Source organism: Zoogloea oleivorans (assembly GCF_008107625.1).
GTDB lineage: Bacteria > Pseudomonadota > Gammaproteobacteria > Burkholderiales > Rhodocyclaceae > Zoogloea > Zoogloea oleivorans.
Map to the genome: position 1 here is coordinate 89,140 of NZ_SDKK01000014.1, position 17,236 is coordinate 106,375.

The following is a 17,236-nucleotide window of genomic DNA, read 5'->3' on the forward strand; positions in this document are numbered from 1 at the left end:
GAGGCTCCCATGCTCGGAAATCTTTTCCTGACCATCATCGAAACCCTCGGCAGCCTGCTCTCCGGGGTGCTGCTGGCGCGCTTCGTGATGCAGTGGCAGCGGGTGTCCTTTCGCAATCCCATCGGCCAGTTCGTGCTGGCCACCACCGACTGGGTGGTGGTGCCTCTGCGCCGCTTTGTTCCTGGCATGTTCGGCCTGGACATGGCCAGCCTGCTGCCGGCGTGGATCGTCCAGACCCTGGTGGTGTTCGTGGCCCTGTGGGTGCGCGGCATCGTCGGCATGGCCGACCCCCTCAGCCTGCTGGTGGTGATGTGGGGCGTCGGCCTGCTGGAAACCTTCAAGGCGGCGCTGTACCTGCTGATGGGGGTGGTGCTGATGTCGGCGGTGTTCTCGTGGGTCAATCCCCATGCGCCGCTGGCGGGGGTCATCAATGCGCTGGCCGAACCGTTCCTGCGCCCCTTCCGGCGCATCATCCCGGCCATCGGCGGGGTGGACCTGACACCCATCGCCCTGCTGCTGGTGCTGCAGGTGGCGCTCAGTGCGCTGGCCATGGGCAAGTACATGCTCATCGGGCTGGCCTGACATGAGTTGGCTGAGCCGGGCCGCCGACGGCAGCGTGATTCTCACGCTGCACATCCAGCCCGGGGCAAAGAAAACCGAAATCACCGGCCTGCACGGCGAGGCCCTGAAGATCCGCCTCGCCGCGCCGCCGGTGGACGGCAAGGCCAATGCCGCGCTGATCGCCTTTCTGGCCAAGGCCTGCGGCGTGTCGAAGTCGGCGGTGGAACTGGTCAGCGGCGACACCTGCCGGGCCAAGCGGGTGCGCGTGAGCGGGGCCGACGCGGCACGGGTCGCCGCGCTCTGCGGAGATTTATAGCGTTTCGCATTAGTTTGGCGCCCGCTGCCATGAAGCTGGCAGTCCCTGGCATTACTTTATGCCAGCGCTGCATAAAGTAATGCGGCCACGGCTTTAATCAATGGGTCGTCGGCATCCGTTAATGAATTTTCCACATGGGTTTGGGTGGCGCCGGCATTTTGTTTAGTGGCGCGGCCATGCTGTTTAGTGACGCCGCCATGCGCTTATGTGGCCCGGGCATAAAGTGATGGCGCGATGGCATCAAGTTTTGCCGCGCGGGCATAAATGCGGGGTTTTTTGGCCCCCGTCAGCGACGGAGGCCTGTTGCAGGGCGATCTGTCTGCGGGCCGGCTTACTCGGCGGCCTGCGTCTTGGCCTTCTTGCGGCCCGGGCGGAGCACCGCCATCGCGTCGCGCAGATCCTCCAGGCTCTCGCTCTTGCTGAAGAGCTTCATGAGCGAATAGCCCTCCAGCGCCGCGGTGAACACGTCGCTGCCCAATGCCATCTCGGTGTCGTCGCCCTTGGCCGCGAAGTCGCGGATGCGCCGCATGCGCGGCCGCAAGGTCTCGAAGGCGAGCATGTCCCGCTGGACTTCGCCGAGATCGAAGTCGGGCGGCAGGATGCCCTGGTTTTGTTCCAGGACGGCCAGGGTCTGGCGGCAGAAATGCTCTGACATGCTCCCCATCTTGTTCAGCTTGCGCACCTGCTCGGCCGACAGCTGGACAAAGGATGCAAAAACTTCCTCGATAACCCCGATTGCGTCGTCGAGTTTGACGAGGGTAGCGGGAGAGAACTCGATGGATACCAGGTTCTGGTTCATGGCATAGCTCCGAAGGCGTGATTGAAGGATTGCGCGGCGGCCGGCAAATCGATGGATGCCTCGCCGCCGCGCCGCCGTGAATATTACCTTAGGATAATGACATGGTTGTAATAAAGGCAGGGCGGGCGTCCGGAAATCGTCGAACTCCGCCTCGACGGCACCGTGCAGGGGCGAACTCATTCGCCCTGCGGCGGGGTACCGGAAGGGCGCCGAAAAGTCGCCTCGCGCAGGCCTTGCAGGCGTCTGACGCTTTCAGGCTCGCCGACGATCTTCAGCAGCACATAGCCCTTTATCGCCGCATCGACCAGCCCGTCGGCCAGTACCGCCACCGTGGCCTGGCCCTCGGTGGCGAGCTCCCCGAGGCGCAGCATCCGCAAACGCAGCGCGTCGAAAGTACGCAGCCCCCACTCGACCGTCTCCAGGCCATACACGGGCGGCAGCGCATCCCGGTTCTCGTCGAGGACCAGCAGCGTCTGGCGGCAGAACGCCTCGTGCATGGTCTGCATCTCGTACAACGGCCGCCCGGGGTCGTCGGCCGTCATGGGAGCGAAAGGCGCCAGCACCTCCTGGATCGTCGCCAGCGCCTGATCGAAGCGGGCGAGGGTGTCGGCGGAAATCTCGGTGGGGGACGAGGTGGCAGGCATGGCGGGTCTCCGTGAGAGGGTGAGGGATGGCGATGGACGGCCGGGATGATGTGGACGGGATATTACATGAGGGTAGTTTTGGCGGGGCGGGATGTGGAGAGGGTTGTGATTCTGGCGCGCTGAAATACATGTTGTGATGTTGCGGTTTCAGGTGGGGGCGGAGATGGAGAAGGGGAGGTGCAGGGGGGAGGGGCTTGGGCTGGTTGGAGTGGCTTCTCGTTCAGTCAAACCCCTAGACATCAACGACTGTTTTCCGGTGCATTCTTGGCATTGCCAAGAGCTTGTGATCGCCGGCTAACCCATGTTGTCTGATTAATTTTTGAACGGTCCATCTTTCATCCGAACAGCCTGCCCTTCGGGATAGTCTTGGACTATCCCGTGTGTTGCAGGACAATCGCAGAAACATCAATAAATCCCACTGCCCGTGATTTCCGCCTACCACACCAAATACTTTGCCTATGAGCTGACTCGTCGCTGCCCGCCGGATAGCGTTGAGAAGCTCGCTGGTGCGTTGATCGATGCGCAAGTCGATCTCAATCCGCATCAAGTGGATGCAGCGCTGTTCGCGTTTAATTCGCCGCTATCCAAGGGAGCTTTGCTTGCCGATGAGGTGGGCCTCGGCAAGACCATCGAAGCAGGGCTGGTGCTCTCGCAGAAGTGGGCCGAGCGCAAGCGACGCATTCTGGTCATTACACCCTCCAACCTGCGCAAGCAGTGGTTTCAGGAGCTGGCCGAGAAGTTCTTCCTGCCCTGCCGCATCCTCGAAGCCAAGTCCTACAACGCGGCTATCAGACAGGGGATGTTCCGCCCCTTCGAAGTTCCTGAAATCGTTATTTGCTCCTACCAGTTCGCCAAGGGCAAGGCTAGCGACGTTCATGCAGTGCCGTGGGACCTGGTGGTGATCGACGAAGCGCATCGACTGCGCAACGTCTACAAGCCGTCAAATGTCATCGCCAACACGCTCAAGCAGGCGTTGGCCGGCAAGCACAAGCTGCTGCTTACGGCGACGCCCTTGCAGAACTCCCTACTGGAATTGTTCGGCCTGGTGAGCTTCATCGACGAACACGCTTTCGGCGACCTGAAAAGTTTCCGCGAGCAATTCGCCAATCTGAATCAGGAACAGGTTTTCCAGACGCTCAAGGCACGGCTCAAGCCGGTATGCCATCGCACGCTGCGCCGGCAGGTCACGGCCTACATTCCTTACACCAAGCGCTTGCCTCTGGTGGAGGAGTTCACGCCGGAGGAAAGCGAGGACCGGCTCTACCAACTCGTTTCGGAATACCTGCAACGGGAAAATCTCCACGCCTTGCCCGCCGGCCAGCGGAGCCTGATGACACTTGTGCTGAGGAAGCTCCTGGCCTCATCCTCCTTTGCCATCGCTGGCGCGCTGACTTCGATTTCCAATCGCCTCAAAGTCAAGTTGAGCAAGCACGAACCTGCCGAGTCGCTGGAAGATGAGCTGGATCAGGACTATGAGGCCCTCGACGAAACGGCAGAGGAATGGACTGACGACGAACCCGTCGAAGTTCTGACTGAAGACGACCGCCGGGCGCTTGAGCAGGAAATCGCCGACCTCGATGCCTTCGCCCAACTGGCCACCTCCATCCAACACAATGCCAAGGGCAAAGCGCTGCTCAAGGCGCTGGGCGTCGCCTTTGCCAAGGCAAAAGAACTCGGGGGCGCGGAAAAAGCCATCATCTTCACCGAATCGCGCCGCACCCAGAGTTATTTGTTGCGCCTGCTAGAGGATAGCCCTTTTGCCGACGGCATTGTCCTGTTCAACGGTTCGAATACCGACGATGGCTCCAAGCTGATCTATAGCCAGTGGCTCGAACGCCATCAGGGCAGCGACCGGGTCACTGGCTCGCGCAGCGCCGACATGCGCTCGGCGCTGGTCGACTACTTCCGCGAGCAGGGTCGAATCATGATCGCCACTGAGGCGGGTGCCGAAGGCATCAACCTCCAGTTCTGCTCGCTGGTGGTGAACTACGACCTGCCGTGGAATCCGCAGCGTATCGAGCAACGCATCGGCCGCTGTCATCGCTACGGCCAGAAGCACGATGTGGTAGTCGTCAATTTCCTCAATCGCAAGAACGCCGCCGATCAGCGCGTCTTCGAGTTGCTGTCAGAAAAATTCCAGCTTTTCGAAGGCGTTTTCGGCGCCAGCGATGAAGTGCTCGGCGCCATCGAATCCGGCGTCGATTTCGAGAAACGCATCGCCGCCATCTATCAGAACTGTCGCAAACCGGATGAGATCACTACCGCCTTCAACCAGCTCCAACTCGAACTGAGCCTGGAAATCAACGAGTCGATGACGCGCACGCGCCAGAAACTGCTGGAAAACTTCGACGACGAAGTGCGTGAAAAGCTCAAGGTACGCGACGAAGCCTCACGGGCCTATCTCAATCGCTACGAACGGCTGCTCATGCAGCTCACGCGGCATGAGCTGGATGGCCAGGCCGAATTTCTGGGGGATGCCGCGTTTCGCCTGGTAACCAATCCCTTCCCGCAGCAAGCCGCCGCAATTCCGCTGGGACTGTATGAACTGCCGCGCCGTTCCGGCGAGGCCCATCTCTACCGTCTCAACCATCCGCTGGCTGAAACCCTGGTAGCCAATGCCAAGAGCCGCGAACTGCCGGCGGCCGAGATTCATTTCGACTACAGCCAGCATGATGGCAAGATCACGAGCCTTGAACCGATGATCGGCAAGGCCGGCTGGCTGATGCTTTCCACCTTCAGCGTCGAAGCGCTCGATCAGGCAGAAGACCACCTGATCTTTTCCGCTATCACCGACGACGGCCAGGTTTTGGATGAAGAAGTCGCCCAGCGCCTGCTGATGCTGCCGGTCACTTCGCCCCCTCTCCCTCAGGGAGAGGGCTGGGGTGAGGGGGGGGCTCAGGCAAGGCTCGAAACGCTGACCCAAGTTCGCCAGGCTGCCATCCAGCGCGACGTATCCGAGCGCAATGCCCGCTTCTTCGAGGCCGAGGCCGACAAGCTCGACGGCTGGGCCGACGACCTCAAAGTGGGTCTGGAACGGGAAATTCGGGAGATCGACCGCCAAATCAAGGAAGCTCGCCGCGCCGCCACGACCGCCCTTACGCTGGAGGAAAAGCTGGCGGGGCAGAAGCAGATCAAGACGCTTGAAGCCCAGCGCAACCAGAAACGCCGGTCACTGTTCGAGGCGCAGGACGAGGTGGACAAGCAGCGCGAGGAATTGATTGGGCAGATAGAAGGCAAGCTAACGCAGCAAACATTCTTTAACCAGCTCTTTGTGATTCGCTGGTCAATTCGTCAATAGCAGTTGAACACCACAACATATATGGACCGGACGCCATGAGCGCACTCGCAGAAGAATCGTCAGTCATGCTTACGCATGTCCTCGATAAGGAATTTCTGACAAGCCTGCCGCCACTGCTCGACAAGTTGAAGTCGGCTGAGGACCAACAGAAAAAGAACCGCTCACGCGCATTCAGCGCATTTGCGCTCCACCATATTTGTGGCGTTTCAAAAGCCGATTCAGCAAAGGCAGTCATCGACGATTTCGACGACTATGGCGTTGATGCGATCTACTATTTTGCACCCACGGAAACGCTGTATCTCGTTCAGTCCAAGCTGAAAGCTGCGGAGCAGTTTAGTCAGGAGGAGGCGCTTGCCTATTGCCAAGGTGTTCGCAAGCTCATCAAGCAGGATTTCAGCGGGTTCAACAAGAACGTTCTGGTTCGACAAGCCGAGATTGAGGACGCACTGGATAATTGCAGTCATATTCAGCTCGTTATTGCACATACTGGTTCTGGCATCAGTAAGCACGCAAAGATAGCAATAGACGATCTTCTGGCCGATGAAGACCATGGAGAGGAGCGGTTGACGCCACAGGTCATCGACTACGATGCCAGTCGAGTTGTCACCGATCTGCGCGTCGCGAAAGCGTATGCGCAGGTCAATACCGACCTCTGGATTCAGAAGTGTTCAACCGTAGAAGAGCCGAAGGTTACGTACTTCGGCCTCGTCCAGCTACAGGATCTGATAAGCCTGCACGAGGTGCATGGGCCTGCGCTGTACGAGAGAAACATTCGAACCTTCCTCGGCCACAAAACCGAGGTCAACACTGCGATTCAAAGGACATTGGCTGCGAAGCCGCAAGAGTTCATGTACTTGAACAATGGGGTTACCGCGCTTTGTCTGGAGATTCAACCCAAGGGAGCAAAACAGGCACAAGGCGGCCGCAAGCGCCTCAAGCTCAGAGGATTCTCGGTTATCAACGGTGCGCAAACCATCGCGTCATCGGCGAAGTTCCTTGCTGACAACAAGGGCAGCGACATCAGTACGGCAAAGGTATCGCTGACGCTGATCAAGGCAGATTCTGACGGCGAATTCGGCAAGTCCGTCACTCGCGCCAGAAATCACCAGAACCCAGTCCTGCTGGCCAACTTCGCTGCTCTGGATGACGAACAGGAACGGCTGAGGCGTGACCTCGCCCATCTCGATATTCACTACGCCTATAAGGCCGACGCAGCTGACGGACTTGCCGACGCCAATCGAATTCGCATCGACGAGGCCGCGCAAGCCTTGGCCATGTTGCAACCCGATCCGCGCTTTGTGGTTTGGCTCAAGAAGGAACCAGCGCAACTTCTGGCTACAACTTCCGCACAATACAAAGCGCTGTTCGCGCCAACCGTTACAGCCTTTCAACTCGCCAACGCGGTACGACTAAACCGCTATATCCAGAATCGGATGGCGACCGAGGCGAAAGGCGCATCGGGGCAAGAGCGGCTGGCCTACAAGCACGGCGGTTATGTGCTGGCCTGGGTCATGATCAAGCAGGCAGTCAATGCCATCAAGAGCGCGACTTTGCTGGATGTGGCAAAGATCAATGCCGGATTGAGCGGGCCATTCGATCAGTTGCGCCAGACCTTATGGGATGCAACGCATGCCGCCACCCTTTTCTCTGCCGGCCCCCCGGCTACCTATGCGATGGGGCCATTGGCACTCTTCCGCAATCAGACCCATGTCGTGCCGCTACTGCAAGATGTTTTGATTGCGCACTACGGACTCAGTGCCGATCCAGTGTTGGAACACAAGAAAAAACTGTACAAGACGGGGCAGCCATACCCGGTAGACCTCTTCGAATATCTGGTCTCGAAGGCCCCGCAGATTGGAAATCTCACATGAGCAAGAAACAGAAACTCGAACTCACCTGGATCGACAAGCATGTTCGGCCAAAATTAGAGCCACGCATCCTGCTGGAGGAACCGGTAAAGAGTTATCACGCGAAGCACCGTGTTGCCAGCACCGACGTATTCGACAACCGTCTAATCTTTGGCGACAACCTGCTGGCACTTAAGGCGCTGGAGGCGGAGTTCTCCGGCAAGTTCAAATGCGTGTTCATCGACCCGCCCTACAACACCGGAAGCGCATTCAAAAATTACGACGACGGTGTCGAGCATTCGATCTGGCTATCGTTGATGCGCGACCGGCTGGAGATCATCCGGCGACTGATATCCGACGACGGTTCGCTGTGGATCACGATTGACGACAACGAGGCGCACTATCTCAAGGTCCTTTGTGATGAGGTATTTGGGCGGGCGAACTTTGTATCGAATGCGATATGGCAAAAAAAATACACGGTTTCCAATGACTCAAAATGGCTCGCTGAAACGCACGACCATGTACTAATTTATGCCCGTAATAAGGAAGGATGGCGCCCCAATCGCCTTGGGCGTACAGCGGAAATGGATAGTCGCTATCGAAACCCGGATGGCCATCCCAAGGGCCCTTGGAAAGCGACGCCACTTTATGCAAAACGAACTGGCTCAGAAAAGGAGCAAGCTTTTGAATTTGTATTTAAGAATGGCGTTTCTTGGTCGCCGCCAAAGGGGGCTTCACCGCGTTTCCCGGCGGACGCTCTTCGACGTATGGATGACAACGATGAAATTTGGTTCGGTAGTGACGGCAAGGCGAATCCATCAAGGAAGACTTTCCTTTCTGAGTTAAAACTCGCAGAGCCTCCTGCGCCGACGATTTGGCTACACACTGACGTCGGACAAAACCACGAGGCGCGCGAGGAAGTAAAAGCTATCAATCCTGATGATGCCTTCGCTACACCAAAGCCAGAACGATTGTTGCAGAGGGTACTTGAGCTTGCCACTAACCCCGGCGACCTGGTCCTCGACTCCTTCGCCGGCTCCGGCACCACGGGCGCTGTCGCCCACAAGATGGGCCGGCGCTGGATCATGGTGGAAGTCATCGAAGATACCTGCCAGACCCACATCATTCCGCGCCTGAAGAAGGTCATCGACGGCGAAGACCCCGGCGGCATCACTGAGGCCGCTGGCTGGAAGGGTGGCGGTGGCTTCCGCTATTACCGCCTGGCCCCCTCGCTGCTGGAAAAGGACAAGTGGGGCAACTGGGTCATCAACCACGACTACAACGCCGCCATGCTGGCCGAGGCGCTGTGCAAGCTGGAAGGCTTCACCTACGCGCCTTCCGATGCGGTGTATTGGCAGCACGGCCATTCCACCGAGCGGGATTTCGTCTATGTGACCACCGCCAGCCTGACTCATGAGCAGTTGCAGCAGCTCGCCGACGAAGTGGGGCCGGAGCGGAGCTTGCTGGTGCTGTGCACGGCCTTTCGCGCCAAGCTGGATGCCTACCCGAATCTGACGGTGAAGAAGATTCCCCGGCAGGTGCTGTCGCGCTGCGAATGGGGGCACGACGATTATTCCCTGCAAGTGGAGAATCTGCCCAAGGAGCCTGCCAAGCCTGGCCAGCAATCGCTGTTCGACGGTGAGGTCTGAGCATGGCAAGAAAAGCGGCTGCTCCCGCAACGACCACGCCGCCGCTTTATGGTCGGGTACGGGAAATTCTGGAGTCCGCCCGCAGCAACATCGCGCGGACGGTCAATACGACGCAGGTGATTGCCAACTGGTTGATCGGGTGCGAAATCGTCGAGGAAGAGCAACAAGGAAAAAAGCGGGCCGGTTATGGCACCGAATTGCTTGCCGATCTGGCGGCACGTCTCAAGGCAGACTTTGGTGCGGGGTATGGCGTGGACAATCTGGAATTGTTCAGGCGGTTTTATCTGGAGTATCCGCGCCTGCTCCCGGCGCAAATTTCCGACGCAGTGCGTCGGAAATCCCTTAGCGCTTCTGAAGCCACAGCGAATTCCGATGCGGCGCGTCGGAATTTCGATGCCCTCCCGATGGCTTTTCAAATGCAACTGCCGGACCCGGATGCCCCCATGACACCGGGTCAGCTCAGCTCGTGCCTGTCGTGGACGCATTACCGTCGACTGTTGCGCGTCACCCGATGTGAGGCGCGCGACTTTTATGAAATCGAGGCGATTCGCCACGCCTGGTCGGCGCGGGAGTTGGAACGGCAAATCAACACCTTCCTGTTCGACCGCCTGGCGAAGAGCCGCGACAAAGCCGGCCTGATGCGGCTGGCCACGCATGGACAGGAGATCGCGCGGCCCGTTGATGCAATCAAGGAGCCGCTGGTACTGGAGTTCCTCGGTCTGCCGGAGTCGCCCCGGCTGGTCGAATCGAAGCTGGAGCAGGCATTGATCGGCAACCTGCAGAACTTTCTGCTGGAACTGGGCAAGGGCTTTGCCTTCGTTTCCCGGCAGGAGCGCATCACGCTGGATGGCGACCATTTCTATATCGATCTGGTTTTCTATCACACGATATTGAAGTGTTTCGTGCTGATCGACCTGAAGGTGGGCAAGCTGACCCATGGCGACCTTGGGCAAATTCAGTTCTATGTGAATTACTACGACCGCGAACGACGCACCGAAGGCGACAACCCGACGATTGGGCTGATTCTCTGCCCGGACAAGAACGATGCGGTGGTGAAGTACACGCTGGGCGAGCAACAGGAGCGCAATATCTTCACTAGCCGCTACCAGCTTTATCTGCCGACCGTCGAGGAACTCGAAAACGAGCTGCGCCGTGAGCTTCGCTTCCTGGCACCAGAAAAAGACGCCGCGAAAGCCGCTGTCAAGACAAGCAAAACAAGATCAACGAAGAAGGGAGCGGCTGAATGAACCGCCACGTCAACGCCATCGCCGGTCGCCTCAGCCTGCGCCATCCGCAACGTCGTTCGCTGGAAATTCTCGACCGGATCACGGAGATTGCGCCACCCGGCAAGGGGGGCGATGTGGCGGCCATGCTGGAGGCCATCCGCAGCGAGTTTCCGTCGGTGACGGACTTCGAGCGCGAGTTTCCCTCGCTGTGCTTCGCGCTCGCCACCGGCGTCGGCAAGACGCGGCTGATGGGGGCCTTCATCAGCTATCTGCATCTGGCGCACGGCATCAACAACTTTTTCGTGCTGGCGCCGAACCTGACCATCTACAACAAGCTGAAAGCTGATTTCAGCGACCGCAATCATCCCAAGTACGTATTCCGGGGTATTGCCGAATTCGCTATCGATGCGCCGGTGATCATTACCGGCGACAACTACGACCAGCACGACCCGCGCAGCGGCACGCTGTTCGGCGGGGTGCGGATCAACATCTTCAATATTTCCAAGATCAACTCGGAGGTGCGCGGCGGCAAGTCGCCTCGCATCAAGCGACTTTCGGAATACATCGGCGAGAGCTATTTCGACTATCTGGCCGGCTTGCCGGACCTGGTGATGCTGATGGATGAGTCGCACCGCTACCGTGCCAGCGCCGGGATTCGCGCCATCAACGAGCTGAAACCGATCCTCGGGCTGGAGCTGACCGCGACGCCGTTTGTTGAAACCGCGCGCGGTGCGTTGCCGTTCAAGAACGTGATAGTCGACTATCCGCTCGGGCAGGCAATGAAGGATGGCTTCGTCAAGGAACCGGCCGTCGTGACGCGCAAGAACTTCAATCCGGCGGGTATGTCGGGGGAGGAAATCGAGCGCCTGAAGCTGGAAGATGGCGTGCGCCTGCATGAAAGCGTGAAGGTCGAGCTGGAGACCTACGCTCGCGAGAGTGACAACCCTATTGTCAAACCCTTCCTGCTGGTGATCGCCCGCGACACCACCCATGCCGGGCAACTTTCCGAGCTGATCAAGTCGGACAAGTTTTTCGAGGGGCGCTACCGCGACAAGGTCATCCAGGTGGATTCGAGCAAGAGCGGCGCGGAAGAAGAGGAAATGATCGCCAAGCTGCTCAAGGTGGAACACACCGACGAGCCGACGGAGATCGTGATTCACGTCAACATGCTCAAGGAAGGCTGGGACGTCACCAACCTTTACACCATCGTGCCGCTCCGGGCCGCCAATGCCCGCATCCTCATTGAACAGTCCATCGGGCGGGGGCTGCGCCTGCCTTACGGCAAGCGCACCGGCGTGATGGCCGTAGATCGACTGAACATTGTTGCCCACGACAAGTTCCAGGAGATCATTGCCGAGGCCAACAAACCCGATTCGGCGATCCATTTGCAGACCGTCGTGCTGGATATGGATGCGCTGGGACAGAAAACAACGACCGTGGTGTCGCAGTCACAACTGGCGACGAAGCTGGGTTTGACGCCTGCCCATGCAACGAGCAGCACGACGGTGGCCGGGCAGGACCAGACGCCTGTCTTCACCAAGCCGGAAGAGCAGAAGCTGGCACAAATTACCTACGAGGTGATCCGCAAGCTGGAAAACCAGCCGCAGACCTTGCCGACCGTCGAGTACCTGAAAAAACCGGAAATCCAGGCGGCCATCGTCAAGGCGGTGGAAGAGCAGCATCAGCCGGCGCAGTTGGAACTGGAAGGCGTCGGCGAACAGCCGGACATTGCCGCCGTGGTGGCGAAAACTGTCGAGCTGGTCACGCAGCAAACCATCGACATTCCGCGCATTCTGGTGGTGCCCAAGGGCGAGGTGAAATCCGGCTTCAAGCCTTTCTCGCTCGACCTGTCCGCGTTGAAGTATCCGGCAGTCTCCGACGAGCTGTGGATTCAGCACCTGCGCACCAATCACCTCGAAGTGGTGTCGCTCGGTCGCGGTGGTTTCGAAGAAGCCCGGCTGGAGAACTATGTGGTCAGCGGCCTGGTGGATTTCGACGATGTTTCCTACGACGAACACGCCGACTTGCTTTATGACCTGGCCACGCAGACCGTTGATCATTTCAAGGGCTACCTGACCGAGGACGACACCCGCAAGGTGCTCCGGTGCTACCAAAGGGACATCGCGCGATTCATCCATGCCCAGATGCAAGCCCATTACTGGGTGGATGTTGCCGGCTATGAAGTGAAGGTCAGCAAAGGCTTTACCGAGCTGAAGCAGAGCGCCTACACGTATTCAGTGCAGGAACCGCCCGCCAACTACCGGGTCGAGCCCGCCGACAAGAGCAATATGGCGAAATACCTGTTCGGCGGCTTCGAGAAATGCCTGTATCCGGTGCAAAAGTTCGATTCTGACTCGGAACGCAAGCTGGCGGTGATTCTGGAGCGCGAGACCAGCAAGTGGTTCAAGCCGGCCAAGGGGCAGTTTCAGCTTTACTACCAGAATGGTGCGGATCATCAGGAATACCAGCCGGACTTCGTTGGCGAAACCAGCGACACGATCTACATGCTGGAGCCCAAGAAACGCACGGAACTTTCAGACCCGATTGTCGTTGCCAAAAAAGAAGCCGCCGTCAAATGGTGCGCGAATGCGTCGGACCATGCGGCTAGTTATGGCGGCAAGCCGTGGCGCTATGTGCTGATTCCGCATGATGAGATTGCGGAGAACATGACTATTGAAGGGTTAGCGGAGAGGTTCGGTTGCTGAAGCTGAAGTTCGGTGCTGGTGCGCAGCGAGTTCCGCAATCTCGACGATTGGCGCTCGCGGCTCGGCGAGGTCCAGGTGCTGCATATGCTCGGCAAGGCCTGCTCGACACCCTTGTTCGCGCTGCATGACGAGGATGTGCTCGAGTATTTGCACATTGGCGCAGGAAAAGACGGGCGTGAAGCTGGGTGAGCAAACGTGGGCCAAACTGAGCCACTTCCTCGCTCTTCTTGATAGAGCCAAGGCTGGCCAGACGAGCCGCGAATCGGGGCAATGAGACGAAGCTCAACAAGTCTTGCTGTGGGGGCGACTTGAGTCGCCCGCTTCTCCGTTGATCAAGGTCCGAGGGCGACTGAAGTCGCCCCAACAGGTGCCTGGGGAGGCTGGCGTGTCTGTGCCTGCATAAAAAACGGCGCCCCGGAAATCCGGGGCGCCGTTGTCAGCGTGCAGTCTTGAAACGCTTAGTCCATCGCCTCGTACAGCGGCAGGGTCAGGAATTCCGGGTATTCCGGGGTCAGCGACATCTGGTCGAAGATCACGGCGGCCTGCTCGTAACTGGCCGTGTCTTCGCCCTGGGCGCTGACGAAGGCCTTCACCTTGGTGAGTTCTTCGGCAATCATCGGACGGACCATTTCAACGGTGACCTTGCGGCCGTCGTCGAGGATGCCCTTGGGCGAAACCACCCACTGCCACACTTGCGAGCGGGAGATTTCGGCGGTGGCGGCATCTTCCATCAGGTTGTGGATGGGCACGCAGCCGTTGCCGGCCAGCCAGGAGCCAAGGTAGTGGATGCCGACGTTGATGTTGTTGCGCAGGCCGGCTTCGGTGATGGGCTGCTCGGGCTGGAAGTTGAGCCAGTCCTTGGGGCCGAAGCTGCCGGTCACCTGCTTTTCCCACTGGTTCGGACGGTCGCCGAGGACTTTCTGGAACTCTTCGGCGGCGATGGAAACGAGGCCCGGGTGAGCCACCCAGCCGCCGTCGAAGCCGTCGTTGGCGTCACGGGTCTTGTCGTGACGGATGCCGGCGAGGGCCTTGTCGTTGGCAACCGGGTCGCCCTTGATGGGGATCAGCGCGGACATGCCGCCCATGGCCGGGGCGCCACGCTTGTGGCAGGCCTGCACGAGGGCCAGGGCATAGGAGCGCATGAAGGGCACTTCCATGGTGATGGCGCTGCGCTGGGCCAGGCAGAAATCCTTGTTCTTCTTGAACTTCTTGATGCAGCTGAAGATGTAGTCCCAGCGCCCGGCGTTGAGGCCGGCGGAGTGGTTGCGCAGCTCGTACAGGATTTCTTCCATCTCGAAGGTGGCGAGGATGGTTTCGACCAGCACGGTGGCCTTGATGGTGCCCTGCGGGATGCCGATGTGATCCTGCGCCATCACGAAGATGTCGTTCCACAGACGAGCCTCGAGATGGCTTTCCATCTTGGGCAGGTAGTAGAAGGGGCCGGCGCCGCGGGCGATCTGTTCCTTGGCGTTGTGGAAGAAGACCACGGCGAAGTCGAAGATGCCGCCGCCGACGCGCTGGCCGTCAACGGTGACGTGCTTTTCGTCCAGGTGCCAGCCGCGCGGGCGGATCTGCAGGGTGGCGATCTTGTCGTTGAGGCGGTATTCCTTGCCGGCTTCGTTCTTGAACGAGAGTTCGCGGCGGATGGCCTGGTACAGGTTGATCTGGCCCTGGATCTGGTTGTCCCACTTCGGGCTGTTGGAGTCCTCGAAGTCGGTCATGTAGGAATCAGCGCCGGAGTTGAAGCCGTTGATGATCATCTTGGCCTCGACCGGGCCGGTGATTTCGACGCGGCGGTTTTCGAGGGCCTTGGGCAGCGGGGCAACCTTCCAGTCGCCTTCGCGGATGTGCTTGGTTTCCGGCAGGAAGTCAGGCATTTCGCCGGCATCGATGCGGGCCTGGCGCTCGACGCGGGCCTTCAGCAGTTCCTGGCGACGGGGCTCGAAGGCGCGGTGCAGCTTGGCGACCAGTTCGAGGGCTTCCGGGGTGAGGATGGTTTCGTAGCCCGGTTGGAGCGGGGCGTTGATCTGCAGGCCGGCGGGGAGGGTGAGGCTCATGATGACTCCTGATGGGGAAGGTTGAGTGGAAGTTATAGCGGAAACTCAGGCGCGGTGGCGCGCCACGAAATCGACGACATCGGTTAGCTGGCGGCCCTGGACGGTGGGCGTCACGTCCAGTTGCTCGAGGGGCTGGCCGCTGCGGTTGATCCAGAAGGTGGTGTAGCCATACCAGCTGGCCCCGGCGGCGTCCCAGCCATTCGACGAGACGAAGAGGATACGCTCGGCGGGGCAGCCGAAGGCTTGCGGGCCGAGGGCGTAGGCGTCGGCGCTGGTTTTGTACTGGTGCACGGCGTCGACCGACAGCACGTGATCGAAGAGACCATTCATGCCGGCGCTCTTGATGGCCACGTCGAGCATGTCGGGGGTGCCGTTGGACAGGATGGCGGTGGGCACGCCGGCCGCCTTCAGGGCCTTGAGGGCACCGAGGTTTTCGGGGAAGGGCGACAGGCAGGCGTATTGGTTCATCAACTGCGTGCGGCGCTGGGCGTCGAGGGCGAGGCCGAGCTTGGCGGCGGCAAAGACGAGGCCGTCCTGGGTGACTTCAAGGAAGGGCTTGTAGCGGCCGGACAGCGTGCGGATGAAGCTGTATTCGATTTGCTTGCTGCGCCACAGGTCGGCCAGCGCAGCACCCTTGCCGGGGTAGAGCTGCTCGGCCAGCAGGCCCACCGAGTAGACGTCGAAGAGCGTGCCGAAGGCATCGAACGCGACAGCCTGGATTCGGGGGGGATGCGCCATGCTCTGGGGACCTGTGTGGGTTGGTGTGGAATGGGGCGAAGTTTATTCAATGCATAAAGAAAAAAGAAGCCATAATAAAATCAAATGATTTTTTACTTTTAGTATGCAATGAACAGCTTCAAGGAAATCGAGGCCTTTGTCAGCGTGGCCACCCGGGGCAGTCTTTCGGCGGCGGCGCGGGCCGATGGCGTTACGCCGGCAATGATGGGGCGGCGCATCGACACGCTGGAGGAGCGGCTTGGCGTGAAGTTGCTGGTGCGCACGACGCGCAAGCTGAGCCTGACCTTCGAGGGCAGTGCGTTTCTGGAGGACTGCCAGCGCATCCTCAACGATCTGGCCAATGCCGAGGCGTCGGTGAGCCTGGGCGGGGTGAAGGCCAGCGGGCATATCAAGGTGTCGGCGCCGGCCGGCTTCGGGCGGCGTCATGTGGCGCCGCTGGTGCGGGATTTCCTGATCACGCATCCGGATGTCAGCTGTTCGCTCGATCTTTCCGACCGGGTCGTGGATCTGGTGAATGAGGGGGTGGATTGCGCGATCCGGATTGGCGAGCTTGCCGATTCGACGCTGGTGTCGGTGCGTCTGGCCGACAACCGGCGGGTGGTGGTGGCAAGCCCGGCTTACCTGGCTCGGCATGGCATTCCGGCCACGCCCGAGGCGCTGGCGGCCCACAATTGTCTGGCGCTGAATCCCCAGCGCGGCTGGGTGTTCAGCAATCCGGAGGACCCCGGGCATACGCAGGTGCAGAAGGTGTCGGGGCGCTTCGAATGCAACGACGGCACGGTGTTGCGCGAATGGGCACTGGGCGGGCTGGGGCTGGCCTGGCGCTCGATGTGGGAGGTGGAGGCCGATCTGGCAAGCGGTGCGCTGGTGTCGGTGCTCGATGCCTTTGCCGCGCCGACCACGGGCATTTACGCGGTGTTTCCGCAGAACCGGCGCCTGCCGCTGCGGGTACGTTTGCTGATCGACTATCTGCGTGCGTCTTATGGACGGCCGGATTACTGGCGGGTTGGGGATTGAGGTGGCGGTATGGGCGCGCTGTCGAGGCCTTCGTCGAAGGGTGTGCCGATCTCGAACTGGATCTGGATGCGGCTGGGTACCGTATGACCGAGAATTTCGCCCGGCACAAAGCGCCAGCTCGCGAGCGTCTCGGCGTAAATGGCGGCGGCGCCACACATGTGCGGCTCGCAGATGGGCCGCTGTGCCGTGACGCGACCCTGCGCGTCGATATCCAGCTCGATCTGAAAGCTGCCGGAGGGTGCGCCGGGGGCGGACGGCCAGTCTTCCGGTGAAACCGTGGTCAATGGGGCCGGGATGCGCGTCAGAGCGAAGGTCGGGAAGTACGGGACACTGGTGGCTGCCGGGGCGGGCGGAGTGACGGCGGGCTGGGGGGCGGGCG

Annotated in this window: 14 protein-coding genes; 9 read left to right on the forward strand and 5 right to left on the reverse strand. The window is 60.0% G+C overall.

What is annotated here, in order from left to right; translation table 11 throughout:
• The first annotated feature begins 9 nt into the window (after nucleotides 1-9).
• A complete protein-coding gene (locus ETQ85_RS15510; RefSeq protein WP_148579978.1) occupies nucleotides 10-582 on the forward strand; it encodes a YggT family protein in 573 nt (190 codons plus the stop codon).
• Between the two features lies 1 nt (nucleotide 583).
• Entirely contained in the window at nucleotides 584-877 is a 294-nt protein-coding gene (locus ETQ85_RS15515) for a DUF167 domain-containing protein (protein WP_148579979.1), read from the forward strand.
• 331 nt (nucleotides 878-1,208) lie between these two features.
• On the opposite strand, the gene ETQ85_RS15520 is transcribed toward ETQ85_RS15515, so the two are convergent.
• Nucleotides 1,209-1,676, reverse strand: coding sequence for a hypothetical protein (locus ETQ85_RS15520; protein WP_148579980.1), 468 nt, complete (start codon nucleotides 1,674-1,676; stop codon nucleotides 1,209-1,211).
• 176 nt (nucleotides 1,677-1,852) lie between these two features.
• Nucleotides 1,853-2,320 carry a hypothetical protein gene (locus ETQ85_RS15525; protein ID WP_148579981.1) on the reverse strand — a complete coding sequence of 156 codons (468 nt, stop codon included), beginning with the start codon at nucleotides 2,318-2,320 and terminating at the stop codon, nucleotides 1,853-1,855.
• Nucleotides 2,321-2,744: 424 nt separating this feature from the next.
• On the opposite strand from ETQ85_RS15525, the gene ETQ85_RS15530 reads away from it, so the two are divergent.
• The 6 genes from ETQ85_RS15530 to ETQ85_RS26270 are packed head-to-tail and all read left to right on the forward strand — an operon-like array spanning nucleotide 2,745 to nucleotide 13,234.
• Nucleotides 2,745-5,618 (forward strand): SNF2-related protein, encoded by a 2,874-nt coding sequence (locus ETQ85_RS15530; RefSeq protein WP_148579982.1) that lies wholly within the window; start codon nucleotides 2,745-2,747, stop codon nucleotides 5,616-5,618.
• Nucleotides 5,619-5,653: 35 nt separating this feature from the next.
• Nucleotides 5,654-7,489: an AIPR family protein gene (locus tag ETQ85_RS15535; protein WP_148579983.1), complete on the forward strand. Its 1,836-nt coding sequence runs from the start codon at nucleotides 5,654-5,656 to the stop codon at nucleotides 7,487-7,489.
• A complete protein-coding gene (locus ETQ85_RS15540) occupies nucleotides 7,486-9,114 on the forward strand; it encodes a site-specific DNA-methyltransferase (RefSeq protein ID WP_148579984.1) in 1,629 nt (542 codons plus the stop codon). Before ETQ85_RS15535 ends, ETQ85_RS15540 begins: the two co-directional genes overlap by 4 nt.
• Before the next feature lie 2 nt (nucleotides 9,115-9,116).
• The gene (locus tag ETQ85_RS15545; RefSeq protein WP_148579985.1) at nucleotides 9,117-10,361 is read left to right on the forward strand and encodes a PDDEXK nuclease domain-containing protein; all 1,245 of its coding nucleotides are present in this window, start codon (nucleotides 9,117-9,119) and stop codon (nucleotides 10,359-10,361) included.
• Nucleotides 10,358-13,045, forward strand: a complete 2,688-nt coding sequence (locus ETQ85_RS15550; protein ID WP_148579986.1) for a DEAD/DEAH box helicase — start codon at nucleotides 10,358-10,360, stop codon at nucleotides 13,043-13,045. Before ETQ85_RS15545 ends, ETQ85_RS15550 begins: the two co-directional genes overlap by 4 nt.
• A 12-nt stretch (nucleotides 13,046-13,057) precedes the next feature.
• Complete coding sequence (locus ETQ85_RS26270) at nucleotides 13,058-13,234, forward strand: hypothetical protein (protein ID WP_187394731.1); 177 nt, start codon at nucleotides 13,058-13,060, stop codon at nucleotides 13,232-13,234.
• Nucleotides 13,235-13,503: 269 nt separating this feature from the next.
• Here ETQ85_RS26270 and aceB read toward each other — a convergent pair whose 3' ends face one another.
• Both aceB and ETQ85_RS15560 read right to left on the reverse strand, forming a co-directional pair.
• On the reverse strand, nucleotides 13,504-15,102 hold the full coding sequence (aceB, locus tag ETQ85_RS15555) for a malate synthase A (RefSeq protein WP_148579987.1): 1,599 nt from the start codon (nucleotides 15,100-15,102) through the stop codon (nucleotides 13,504-13,506).
• Nucleotides 15,103-15,147: 45 nt separating this feature from the next.
• Nucleotides 15,148-15,840 (reverse strand): haloacid dehalogenase type II, encoded by a 693-nt coding sequence (locus ETQ85_RS15560; protein WP_148579988.1) that lies wholly within the window; start codon nucleotides 15,838-15,840, stop codon nucleotides 15,148-15,150.
• A 108-nt stretch (nucleotides 15,841-15,948) separates the two neighbouring features.
• Between ETQ85_RS15560 and ETQ85_RS15565 the strand changes: the two genes are divergently transcribed.
• Nucleotides 15,949-16,857, forward strand: a complete 909-nt coding sequence (locus tag ETQ85_RS15565) for a LysR family transcriptional regulator (protein ID WP_148579989.1) — start codon at nucleotides 15,949-15,951, stop codon at nucleotides 16,855-16,857.
• Here ETQ85_RS15565 and ETQ85_RS15570 read toward each other — a convergent pair.
• A partial coding sequence (locus ETQ85_RS15570) for an energy transducer TonB (protein ID WP_222862188.1) occupies nucleotides 16,836-17,236 on the reverse strand: 401 nt, incomplete at its 5' end. The genes ETQ85_RS15565 and ETQ85_RS15570 overlap by 22 nt on opposite strands.